This window comes from Mesorhizobium waitakense (genome assembly GCF_056431085.1).
The window spans coordinates 56177-67166 of the sequence record NZ_JBWKME010000127.1; the positions used below are offsets into that span (position 1 = coordinate 56177).

The 10990-nt window shown below is 61.9% G+C and carries 11 protein-coding genes; 6 read left to right on the forward strand and 5 right to left on the reverse strand.

Annotated features, from left to right (window positions below; all coding sequences use genetic code 11):
- Nucleotides 1–3 precede the first annotated feature (3 nt).
- On the reverse strand, nt 4–216 hold the full coding sequence (locus tag AC07FD_RS26225; protein ID WP_478352198.1) for a Flp family type IVb pilin: 213 nt from the start codon (nt 214–216) through the stop codon (nt 4–6).
- 516 nt (nt 217–732) lie between these two features.
- Here AC07FD_RS26225 and AC07FD_RS26230 point away from each other — a divergent pair.
- The 6 genes from AC07FD_RS26230 to AC07FD_RS26255 all read left to right on the forward strand — a co-directional run bounded on the left by AC07FD_RS26230 (nt 733) and on the right by AC07FD_RS26255 (nt 5833).
- Entirely contained in the window at nt 733–2115 is a 1383-nt protein-coding gene (locus tag AC07FD_RS26230; protein ID WP_478352199.1) for a CpaF family protein, read from the forward strand.
- A 53-nt stretch (nt 2116–2168) separates the two neighbouring features.
- The gene (locus AC07FD_RS26235; RefSeq protein ID WP_478352200.1) at nt 2169–3086 is read left to right on the forward strand and encodes a type II secretion system F family protein; all 918 of its coding nucleotides are present in this window, start codon (nt 2169–2171) and stop codon (nt 3084–3086) included.
- A gap of 78 nt (nt 3087–3164) precedes the next feature.
- Nucleotides 3165–4055, forward strand: a complete 891-nt coding sequence (locus AC07FD_RS26240) for a type II secretion system F family protein (protein WP_478352201.1) — start codon at nt 3165–3167, stop codon at nt 4053–4055.
- A gap of 54 nt (nt 4056–4109) precedes the next feature.
- Complete coding sequence (locus tag AC07FD_RS26245) at nt 4110–4649, forward strand: tetratricopeptide repeat protein (protein WP_478352202.1); 540 nt, start codon at nt 4110–4112, stop codon at nt 4647–4649.
- 1 nt (nt 4650) lies between these two features.
- Nucleotides 4651–5190 (forward strand): prepilin peptidase, encoded by a 540-nt coding sequence (locus tag AC07FD_RS26250; RefSeq protein ID WP_477290171.1) that lies wholly within the window; start codon nt 4651–4653, stop codon nt 5188–5190.
- A 385-nt stretch (nt 5191–5575) separates the two neighbouring features.
- Nucleotides 5576–5833, forward strand: coding sequence for an exopolysaccharide production repressor protein (locus AC07FD_RS26255; RefSeq protein WP_478352203.1), 258 nt, complete (start codon nt 5576–5578; stop codon nt 5831–5833).
- 41 nt (nt 5834–5874) lie between these two features.
- Here AC07FD_RS26255 and AC07FD_RS26260 read toward each other — a convergent pair whose 3' ends face one another.
- The 4 genes from AC07FD_RS26260 to AC07FD_RS26275 form a co-directional block, all read right to left on the reverse strand.
- Nucleotides 5875–6621 (reverse strand): SDR family NAD(P)-dependent oxidoreductase, encoded by a 747-nt coding sequence (locus AC07FD_RS26260; RefSeq protein ID WP_478352204.1) that lies wholly within the window; start codon nt 6619–6621, stop codon nt 5875–5877.
- Between the two features lie 202 nt (nt 6622–6823).
- The gene (locus AC07FD_RS26265) at nt 6824–7933 is read right to left on the reverse strand and encodes an NAD(P)/FAD-dependent oxidoreductase (RefSeq protein WP_478352205.1); all 1110 of its coding nucleotides are present in this window, start codon (nt 7931–7933) and stop codon (nt 6824–6826) included.
- Entirely contained in the window at nt 7914–8330 is a 417-nt protein-coding gene (locus AC07FD_RS26270; RefSeq protein WP_478352206.1) for a hypothetical protein, read from the reverse strand. The genes AC07FD_RS26265 and AC07FD_RS26270 overlap by 20 nt, the downstream gene beginning before the upstream one ends.
- 2 nt (nt 8331–8332) lie before the next feature.
- Complete coding sequence (locus tag AC07FD_RS26275; protein WP_478352207.1) at nt 8333–10978, reverse strand: LodA/GoxA family CTQ-dependent oxidase; 2646 nt, start codon at nt 10976–10978, stop codon at nt 8333–8335.
- Nucleotides 10979–10990 lie beyond the last annotated feature (12 nt).

Below are 10990 nucleotides of genomic sequence, written 5' to 3' on the forward strand. Positions count from 1 at the left end.
TGATTAGCTGCCGACGCCCGATCCGCAGGTGCCGATGCCGCTGGCCTGCATCGAGTTGCAGAGGCCGCCGAAACGTCCGTTCACCCACAGTCCGATGCCGACGATAATGAGAATCGCCGCTCCGGCGATGATGCCGACCAGGATGGAATATTCGACCATGGCAGCGCCGTTTTCGTCGTCGCGGAACTGCCGGGCCATCGTCATGAGCTTCTTCATGATAATTTCTCCCTTTGGAGGTTTGAACCCGACGAGACGAGCCAAGGATGAAATCCATACCCAAGCATCCCCCGTCATCCCAATCCTTGTCCCGCCATAAAGCAGAGTCAAATGGGATTAACAGTTCCTTAACCTTCCAATACCTGGTTGGAGGGCAGGATAGTTTTTGCAAGAGCTTGATTCGATTAATATTTCAACCCCCTTAACCATTCATTCACAATTTGGCCATACCTCCGAATTCGGTATCACTAAATTAGCCGATATGCATAATCCTTTATATATAAGGGCTTACGAGAGGGCATCGGCCTGGCCTGGCTCATTACAATCGTTCATGTTCCGTGAGCGACAGGTCGATTGCCGGGTCCTGGCGTGTCGCCAAATAAAAACGATTTTTTTGAGCTCCTGTTCCTTAACTATGTCCTAAGTATTGTCCATTCGGTGGAGGGTTCGGCGCTTGTGCCTTCCGTGGTTAACGCTTAGTTTCCAGCCAGGGGAATTTTCGGGGGACTTGGCGAGATGTTGGGCCGCTTCATAAAAGGACAGAGTGAGACACGGACGCAGCTGGAGCGCGTGCCCGCAGCCGTGACGCCCGGCGTTCCGTCTCCGGTGACGGACGCCGCTGAAGACGGCACCGATTTCCTGACCCTCAAGGTCGAGCTTCACCGCCATTTGATCGACCGCTTCAACCTCGCCGTCCTCGAAACAGCGTCCAAGGACGAAATCCTGAATGAGATCCGTCCGATCGTGCGCGAGTTCGTGCGCAGCCGAAACGTGCCGCTGAATGCGCGCGAGCTCGATCAACTGACAAGCGACACCGCCGATGAAATGCTCGGGCTGGGCCCGATCGAGCCGCTGCTCAAGGATGAATCCATCGCTGACATTCTGATCAACACCCACAATCGGGTCTTTATCGAGCGGCGTGGCGTGATCGAGGAAACCGCAATACGGTTCCGCGACGAGGCACACCTGCTGCGTATCATAAACAAGATTGTCTCCGCCATCGGCCGCCGTGTCGACGAATCCGCGCCGATGGTCGATGCCCGACTGGCAGACGGTTCGCGCGTCAACATCGCGGTGCGGCCGATCTCGGTCGATGGCCCGCTGGTGTCGATCCGCAAATTCTCCAAGCATCCCTATTCGCTTGAGCGTCTGATCGCGTTCAATTCGATCCGCCCGCCGATGGTCGATCTGTTGCGGATTGCCGTGCAGGCGCGCAAATCGATCCTGGTTTCGGGAGGCACCGGCAGCGGCAAGACGACCTTGCTCAACGCCCTGTCGAGCTACATCCCCTCGAGAGAACGCCTGATCACCATCGAGGACGCTGCGGAATTGCAACTGCAGCAGCCCCATGTCGGGCGGCTGGAGACGCGTCCTCCCAATGTCGAAGGGAAAGGCGAGGTTCGCCAGCGCGAACTGCTGAAGAACGCGCTGCGCATGCGGCCCGATCGCATCATCGTCGGCGAGGTGCGCGGCGAGGAAGCCTTCGACATGCTGCAGGCGATGAACACCGGCCATGAAGGCTCGATGACCACAATTCATGCCAACACGCCGCGCGACGCGATATCCCGGCTCGAGCAGATGGTCGGCATGGCAGGCATGCCGATGAGCCATGACTCCATCCGCGCGCAGATCGCATCCGCTATCGACATCATCGTGCAAACGCAGCGTCTTTCCGACGGTGGCAGGCGGGTCATCTCCATATCGGAACTGACGGGCATGGAAGGCAACGTCGTCCAGCTTCAGGAAATTTATCATTTCGTTCGTCGTGACGTGACAGCGGACGGCATCATCATCGGCGATTTTCGAGCGACCGGCGTGCGCCCCCGCTTTGCCCAGGAAGTCGCAACGCTCGGGTACCAGTTTGCCAAGGATGCCTTCAACCCGCAGGTTGCCCTGTGATGCCGACCGGTCAGACGCTGCTTTACTTCATCTATGTACTCGCCGCTGCGTCGGTGATCCTTGCCGCCGAAACCTTTTACATGGCTTATGCCGCGCGGCGCGCCCGAGCCGGCACGATCAACCGGCGTCTCGCGCGCCTTGCTGAGGAAGCCCCGGCAGAGCAGACCTTGCAGGGCCTGCTGCGCGAACGCGGGTTGACGGTCACAGGCGATTTTATCTTCGGCATGGTCGCCTTGAACCGGCTCTACACGCAGTCGGGCATCACCGGCAATCCGCTGGCTTTCGCCGCAATGTTCCTGCTGGCGGGATTGGTGCTGGCGCTGGTCCTTCCATTGGTCTTAGGATTTTCGTCTGTAGCAGGACTCCTCGCCTTTTTGCTTGTGGGATTCGCCCTGCCGCTTCTCGTTCTTCGGCGCGCACGCAACAAGCGTATCGTGAAATTCGCTGCCCAGCTTCCTGACGCATTGGACATGATCGTCCGTTCATTGCGGGCCGGGCACCCGACTACCGTGGCCATCTCACTCGTGGCCCGCGAAATGCCCGACCCGCTCGGCACCGAATTCGGCATTGTTTCCGACGAAATCACTTTCGGCCTCAGCCTTGAAAATGCCGTGCGGAAACTTTCGCAACGTGTTGGGTTCGAAGGCCTTCACCTGCTGTCCGTTTCGCTGTCAATTCAAGCCAAGACCGGCGGCAACCTCACCGAAATCCTGGCCAATCTCTCATCCGTGCTGCGCGAGCGACAGAAACTGCGCCTGAAGATCCGGGCACTGTCGGCCGAGGGCAGAATGTCGGCATGGATCATTTCGCTGTTTCCGGTGGTCATGCTTGCCCTACTGATGGTTATCGCGCCGAGCTACTATGGGGATATTTGGAACAGTCCCCTGCTGATGCCGGCGTTCCTGATCTTCGGACTCTGGGCGCTGCTCGGTGACTTCATCATGTACCGAATGGTCAATTTCGATTTCTGACAGGAGCGGACCATAAACCTGTTCTCAAATACCCAGGATCTGGGCCTTCTGGTTTCCATCGCTGTCTTCCTGGCGGCGATGGCGCTGTTCCTGTTCGGCGCGCTGATTTTCCGGCCTGCCTTGCAGACGCGCAAGCTGGTCACGCAAAACCTTTTGTCTGAAGGGATCGCCAGCCGTCGGTCGTTGGTCGGCCAGGAACAACTCGCCAAGATAGCAGCGCAACGACCGGTCGATGCCTACTTCCGCTCGGTCGAGAAAGAGCGAGGCGAGCCCAACGCTCTCGAAGCCAAGCTCTTTCGCGCCGGATTCTACCAGGCGAGCGCGCCGCTTTTCTATACCCTGTCCCGAATAGGGGCTGTCGCCGTCGGCTTTCTGGGAGTGTATACCGGCTTGCTTGCAGTGGTCCCGCCGCAAATTCCGGGGGTTCTTGTATTCCTGGTCTCCGCGCTGTTTGGCCTCGCTTGTCTGGTTATTCCGAGTGTCGCGCTGGATCGTTTCGAGAATGCCAAGAAGGAAACCTATCGCCGGGGTTTTCCCGACTTCATGGACATGATGATCACCTGCGCCGATGCCGGCATGAGCCTGGAGGCCGCCGTGGAGCGGGTGAGCCAGGAACTGGCTGGCACGCACAAATGGCTGGGGATACAGCTTTCGATCATGACTCTGCAGTTGCGCGCCGGCAAGCCGTTGCGTGAGGCCCTCCGGGATCTCGCCGACCGTCTGGGCCTCGACGAGGCGAGGGCACTTTCGATATTGTTCCGCCAATCGGAAGAACTCGGCACCAGCCTGACGGATGCCCTGCGGGTCTACAGCGACGAGATGCGCGGCAAGAGAATTCTCAGGGCAGAGGAAAAGGGCAACGCGCTTCCGGTCAAGATGATGATCCCGCTCGGGATCTGCGTCTTTCCGGTGGTCTTGATGATTGTCCTGTTGCCGATCATTATCCGCATGAGGGGGATTTTCTTTTAGTTATGCGTATGCTTTGGTCCTAATGTGAGTCGGGGGACCCTCGAGGGGAACTGCATGAAGAGGCTTATCGCTGTCGCAGCCTGCCTGTTGACGGTAGTACTGGCCGGTTGCCAGACAGACCCCATCGACGGTGTCGTTCGCACCAACGAGCCGTCGAAAGGCGACGTAACGTCCTTTGGCGATGCTTTCGACGGGCTGAAGACGATCGCCGATGTCGAATATCACGCCTCGGACCAGGCCGTGGCCGAAGCCAAGAACCAGTTCCGCGCGGAAAACTACGGCAATGCCGGCGCCTTGTTCTTCAAGGCGACGCAACTGTCGCCCAATGACGGTAACGCGTGGATGGGGTTGGCTGCCTGCAGCGACCGGATCCACCGCTTCGATCTCGCCGACCGGGCCTATGCCCGAGCCCTCAAGCTGGTTGGCCCGACGGCGGAATATTACAACAATGTCGGCTATTCCTACCTGCTGCGCGGCAAGCTGCAGGACGCACGCAGCAATTTCCTCAAGGCTTACGAACTGGCGCCCAAAGATCCGACTGTCGCCAACAATCTGAAGCTGCTGTCATCCAGCGTGCAGAATATCGAGCGCTAGCATGCTGCTGGTCGAATCGCTGCTTCTGAAAGCGCTCGCGATCCCGCTGTTGGCCAGAATAGGCTGGCTCGACTTCACCACCCAGAAGATCGCCAACCGCGACGTGCTGTTGCTGCTCTGCCTGGGGGCGGGGGGCCTGCTGCTGCTGTCGCTCCAAACCGGATCGTGGTGGGAGATGGGGCTGAGCGGCCTTGCCGCGCTTTTGCTGTTCGTTGTGCTGTTCCCGTTCTGGGCGCTGCGCAAGGTCGGTGCAGGCGATGTCAAGCTGCTGGCTGTGGTGCCGTTCCTGATAAGCGGCGGCGATCTCGCGGTGTTTTCAGTGCTGCTTCTGGTTTTCGCCCTCGCCACCGCGGTGATCGTGAAAAACCCGCTACTGCTGCCTGCGGGCGCTTTTCGGCTCATTATCCAGCATTTGGACCGCAAGGGCGTGGTGCCATTCGGAGTGCCGATCTCGATGGCCGCGATCTGTACGATAGCGTTCCTGATCTACAAAAGTCTGGTGATGACGACCAACTCTGGAATCCTCGATCAGCTTAACTGAACCTCGAGTTTAGATAGCCAGCAAAATGGCCGTATACCTCTATATTAGCTTGTGCTAACGTATAGAGGTCGCAGCGCCACACACCCCAATGACCCCCCGGTGCTGCGATTACCGAGCGCCGGCAAATATGCGCTCACCAGACTCTCCAGTTTGCCGGCGCTCGGTCCCCTCGGGGTGACGACGCGGGCGTTGCAGCAACGCTTTCCGCCGTGTGGGTTTCGTTTGCAATTTGGACAGACAAAGATCCGTCATGGCGCGCCGCAAAGGCATATTAGTTCATGCTTGCATTGATGTCCAAAAACTGGAACTGTTCGTGCGGGGTAGAAATCATGCGATAGGGCGAAAGACAACCGGGTCGATGCTTCCCGGAATCTTTCGAGGGCGAATGTATTTTCCACAGTTTCTGGTGGGAGCAACGGCGGCGTTGGCCGTCATCTTTGGCTGGATCTACAGCGTCACGGGCTCGTTTTGGGTCTCGTTCGCGTGGACAGTCGTCAGTGCCGTCGTGCTGCAGGTGGGGTATTTCGCCTGTGTGCTCATCATGATTTTCCGTCGCGTCGATGAAACAACCGATGCCGATCGAGCGGTTCAGAAGAAGCCCGACGGAGCGTCTCCCGCCAAACACGACGGTATCTCCTTCTAGGGCGAAACGAAGGGCCGAGCGCGAATTCTCGTGGATTGGGATCAGTAGGTGGCGCGGCCGCCGGAGAGATCGAATACCGACGCGGTGGTGAAGCTGTTCTCTTTGGAGACCAGCCAGGCGACCATGCTTGCCGCCTCGTCGACTTCCAGGAACCGCGCGCGCGGGATCTTGGCCAGCATGTAGTCAATATGTTCCTGTTTCAACTGGTCGAAGATCGGCGTGCGCGCCGCAGCCGGCGTGATGCAGTTGACCGCTATGTCGTAGCCGGCAAGCTCCTTGCCCAGTGACTTGGTCAGCCCGATGACGCCTGCCTTGGACGCCGAGTAGGCCGAAGCGTTGGGATTGCCTTCCTTGCCTGCGATCGAGGCGATGTTGACAATGCGGCCGTAGTTTCGCGCCTTCATGGCAGGCACGACAGCGCGGTTGACGTGAAAGGTTCCGTTGAGATTGATATCGATGACGCGCCGCCAAGCATCGAGCGGATACTCTTCGAGCGTGTGATTGGGCCCGGCTATCCCCGCCGAATTGACCAGGATCGAGACGGCCCCGCTCTCGTTTTCGGTGCGGGCGTGCGCCGCAAGCACTGCCTCGGCATCGGTGATGTCGACCAGGACGCCCTTGGCTGCGTCCCCGAGGCCGGCAACGGCCACCTCCAGCCCTGCCTTGTTCATGTCCCACAGGCTCACCCTTGCGCCGGATGCGACCATCCGCCTGGCAAAGGCCAGGCCCAGCCCTTGCGCTCCGCCGGTAACGACGGCGACCTGTCCTTCAAGATCGATTTTGTTCATTGCGTTCAATCCCTGGCGATCGATATGCAGCCACACGACGGCACGCCCGGTTTCGGCATGGAAATCGCCGACAGGGCACTGCTGAAACCCCTCGTCTAACGTGGCGGCCTGACGCTTGTTTTGTGCGGGCGGGCAGTATCGACATTTTCAGGCAGCCGAGCCCGACGTCAATGGTGTAGGCGAGGGCAGTTCCGTAAATGTGCTACGTATTGTGATACAAATCTGCCGCGCGCACTTCGGGTTGAGGCCGACGCCGCTGCCAGAAGGCTGTGTCCCACCGCGCGGCGGCGGCATAATGCACGCCGAGCGCGGAGGCGTAGTCGGCAAAGCCCTGCGAGGCGATCATCGCGTAGCGCGTGCGTGCGAGGTCGTCGCGCCCGTCGACCATGTCCGACGCGGCATAGGCGGCGAGGATACCTGAGCGCAACGCATGCATGATCCCGCGCGACGATAGCGGATCGGCGGCGAACAGGCTGTCGCCCGCCGCCACCCAGCGCTCACCCGCGGCTGGATCGACTGTGGCCGTTCCCGCCGATTTCACCAGCGTTGCGGTTTCACACGCGCCAGGAGGCAAGAGCGGTGCGATCAGCCGTGTTGCTGCCAATGCGCGGTACCAGGATTCCGGGTCGCGCAGGTCGCTGCCCAGGTCAGGATCGGTCAGGCACGCCACCACCCGGCGTCCGCCGGGCAAGTCGGCGCTGTACCACCAGCCCTCGGGGCGCGCCTCGATGACCATGCGGCCATCGCCCGGCGCGCGGTCGAAGAAGCGGGTGTATGCGGCGAGGTGACCGTGCACCCGAAGCTTCGCGCCGAAAGATCGCGCCAGCCGCCAGCTGCGGCCGGTCGCCCAGATCACGGCGCCGGCGATAATGTCCCCATCGGCGAGCTTGAGCCGCCAGCCCTGGCCCTCACGCACCGCCGAACGCACCTCGCACCCAAGTCGCACCTGCGCGCCTGCCGCCGCTGCCGCCTGCACCAGAAGCCGATCGAACCGTGCCCGGTCGAGTTGCCAGCCGGCGCCGTGGGCGGAGAATATGCTGTGCCGCTCGTCGAGCGCCTCGCCGGCCCATGCCGAAACGACCGCGCGGTTCTCCACGAAAGCCGCGGCAAGGAACGGCGTCCAAACGCCGAGCTGGCGCAGCAGCCCCTGTGCTACCGCCGCCAACATCTCACCCGGTTTTATCAACTCGTGCCGCCCCGCTTCGAACAGCACCACGCGCCGTCCGGGCGCGTGTCGGCGCAGCGTCAGCGCTGCCGCGGCACCCGCCGGGCCGCCGCCGATGACGACGAAGTCAGCCTGCTCGCACGGCATAGAAGGATGCCACCACCCCTGCCGGGTTCGTGCTGCCGCCATCGCCCGAATGCGGGATGGTGCGCACCACCGAGCCGACGATCGCGGGCACTTCCAGCCGGTCGGTGCTATCGGGCCAAACCGGCACAAGCCAGCCGATATAGTCGTAGATCCACTGCTCGCCGCCGACCACGCCCTTGCCCTGGAAGCGGACCTGCATCGGCGAACCGTAACCGAAGCTGCCGCGCAGATCGAGCGACCATCCCGGCCCGCCGATCGTTCCCGAAAGTTCGGTCACGGAAACCTCCGCAATGGCCAGCGTGCCTTCGCCGAACAAAAGGTCGTTGGCCGCCTTGCTGAGATCGGGGTCGTTGTTGAAGCTGCGATAGGCCCAGTTGCCGACAAACGGATTGGTCACGGTCATTCTCCCGAATCTTCGACGCAGATGTATTTGATACCGGGCGAGGGCTGATCGAGCCCGCCCGCCGGATTGCGGACGATGAAGCCGAGCTTCGACCATTCGGTCACCATCTTGAGATCGCCGGCAAGCGTCTGCGGAATGCCCCGCGCCCAGTTGCGGAACTGAAAGTCCTTTCCGACGGGATAATAGGCTTGCATCGGCCGATGCGCCGGCCACCATAAGGTCTCCCACACGCGCCGCTCGCGCTCCATCAGCGTGTTGCCGACGCTGTCGGGATAAAGGACGTTCCATTCCTCGTAGGTGACGTCGATCGTCTGGGTGGAGCATTCGTTGAAATCGGCCTGCCATGGCAGCCCACTGAGCTTGGTCAGGTCGCCGGGCTGCAATCCCACATCGAGGTCGCTGCCTTGCGACAGCGGGTCGGAGGCATAGGCGACATAGCCTTCCTCGCTGACGCCCGCGCCCCATCGATTGGCGTTCTCCTGCGCCGCGGTCAGCGCAAAGCTGTACCATTCAGGGTCTGCTTTGATCCGGTAGGGCTCGCGCCAGATCGCCGGGTTGCGGATGATCCACGTCACCTCACCGCCTGGGCAGAAGGCGCCGCCCAGCCCGTTCGACAGCACACCCTGGTCGAGACCGCGTCCGCCCGGCACGTTCCACTCCTTGTAGGGCTGCCACGGATCGATCGCGGGGGCGAAGCCTGCATCCACCTCGTCAATGAAGATGCCCACCGCCCATTGCCGCAGCAGGAACAGTTGCGTGTCGGTCAGCCGCAGGAACTTGCTCACCGTCTTGTTGGTGATCGGATTGTCGCCGGCAAGCAGCGGCATCAGCGGCAGGTGATAGGTCCGCGTCGCTGGATTGGCGTCGAGCCGGAACAGGTTCTCCTCGCCTGGCTTGCGCAGCAGATCGAACAGATACTGCCGCGCGGAACGGCCGGGATCGGTCGTGGCATCCTTGGCTGCGGCAGCGAGCGCGCGCTCGAGCAACTGGCCGGAACGGTATTCGAACGCCAACCGGCGCAGCGCGGCCTCGATCGGCTCGTCCGGATCGGTGGTCCGATCCGGTTCGCCGGGCTCCTGCCGCGACGAGGCCCGGGCGAGCGTCAGCATCCGCTTGCGCGGCGGCGCGGCGGCCACGGCGATGCGCTCGATCACGCCGGTGATCTCAGCATCGAAGGCGCTGCGCGCCTCGGCATAGGCCGGCTCGGCCACTGTGTCGTTGTCGGCGAAGATTTTTTGCCAGCGCGCGGCATAGCTGCGTGGCGTCTCGCCATCGTCGGGCGGGCAGACCGCGGCGGTGAAAGTCGCCGCTGCCGCCCTCAGCGTGGCGGCGGCATCGCCAACCACGGCATCGGCAGCCGCGCCCGGCGCCTGCGTTGCATCGAGTAGCATCAGGCTCGGTTCCACAGCTGCCTCGAGCAGCCGTCCGCCGACATGGTCGTCCTTCGCGCGGCCTTCCTTTTGCGCCAGCGCACGCGGTGCGATGCGTGGCGGGACGCACAGGCGATAGGGATCGAACGTGCCCCGGCTCGACTGGTTGTGCGGGAAGTTCGATTGCTGGAGGATGTTGGTGAAATAGGAGAATTCGTCGGCGCGGAAAATGATCGGCCAGATGTCGCGCCAGAACCAGGGGCGATAGGCCGGGTTCCACTCAACCGGTCCTGCCTGCCAGTGCAGCAAGGCCGCCGTGTCGGTCGGATCGATCTTCTGCGGCGCGTCAAACGTTCCCGCGGTGCCGTACATGTCGGTGCGATAGGCAAATTCCCGGATAGACATGTCCTCGACCACGTCCTCCAGCGTGATCATGTCGAGCACTTCCGGCGCATAGCGCGGATACCCGACCAGCACCCAGGCAGGATATTCGACATCGATGTAGCGCAGCGCCTGGACGCGCTCCTCCATCATCACCAGCCGCGCCATCACCGGCCCGTCGGAGATGTCGTCGAACCAGCCGTCGCTGTTGGCGTAGGTCTCGATGCGCGGATGGCCAAACCCGCTGAGGAACGAGCCGCTGTTGCCGTGTCCGCCAAGCAGCAGCAGCCGCCCGCTGTCGTCGGTCATCATTTCGCCCAGCGTGTCGATGTCGTTTGGCACCATCCCGGTCGGCGGGAAGGTGACGGCATAGGCCGGGTTGGTGTCCCGCCCGAAGCTCGCCTTGCGCCGCGCGGTGCAGTCGACGGCTTGCGGGCCGGCGTCGATGATCAGATTCTGCCGTTCGACCGGATCGGTGATGCCAGCGTTGCGCAGCGGCGCGTCGGCGGCATAGCCCGCCTCGCCACGCAGTCCGTCGAAGGTGAACCATGCCGCCTTCTTGTTGGCGAGCTGAACGCGCCACTGGATGTCGACCAGCTTGCCGCGGTTGCCGCCGCCTTCGACATGGTCGCCGATCTTCAGCGGGCTGCCCTGTGGGTTGGCCTCGTCATAGACGAAGATCTGGAAGCGCGCGGCCTGGCGCTTGATGCGGCCCTTGCTGTCCTTGAAGTGCTTGATCGGCGCATCGCCCTTCGCGGCATTGCCGTTGGCGTCGCATTCGATCGGCAACTGCGCGGGCTTTTCCGGCGAGATGCAGAAACCCTCGGGGCTGTCGCCGAGCCGGGCGATGCCGACGGCCGGGTGGATGCGATAGACTGTTGGGTCGGCCATTTGATTTCCCCT

What these genes read in the sequence shown, in the direction of transcription:
- AC07FD_RS26225 (WP_478352198.1), bottom strand. Translation starts at nt 216, where the DNA reads ATGAAGAAGCTCATGACGATGGCCCGGCAGTTCCGCGACGACGAAAAC.
- AC07FD_RS26250 (WP_477290171.1), top strand. Translation starts at nt 4,651, where the DNA reads ATGCTGCTGGTCGAATCGCTGCTTCTGAAAGCGCTCGCGATCCCGCTG.
- AC07FD_RS26245 (WP_478352202.1), top strand. Translation starts at nt 4,110, where the DNA reads ATGAAGAGGCTTATCGCTGTCGCAGCCTGCCTGTTGACGGTAGTACTG.
- AC07FD_RS26255 (WP_478352203.1), top strand. Translation starts at nt 5,576, where the DNA reads ATGTATTTTCCACAGTTTCTGGTGGGAGCAACGGCGGCGTTGGCCGTC.
- AC07FD_RS26230 (WP_478352199.1), top strand. Translation starts at nt 733, where the DNA reads ATGTTGGGCCGCTTCATAAAAGGACAGAGTGAGACACGGACGCAGCTG.
- AC07FD_RS26260 (WP_478352204.1), bottom strand. Translation starts at nt 6,621, where the DNA reads ATGAACAAAATCGATCTTGAAGGACAGGTCGCCGTCGTTACCGGCGGA.
- AC07FD_RS26265 (WP_478352205.1), bottom strand. Translation starts at nt 7,933, where the DNA reads ATGCCGTGCGAGCAGGCTGACTTCGTCGTCATCGGCGGCGGCCCGGCG.
- AC07FD_RS26240 (WP_478352201.1), top strand. Translation starts at nt 3,165, where the DNA reads ATGGCGCTGTTCCTGTTCGGCGCGCTGATTTTCCGGCCTGCCTTGCAG.
- AC07FD_RS26275 (WP_478352207.1), bottom strand. Translation starts at nt 10,978, where the DNA reads ATGGCCGACCCAACAGTCTATCGCATCCACCCGGCCGTCGGCATCGCC.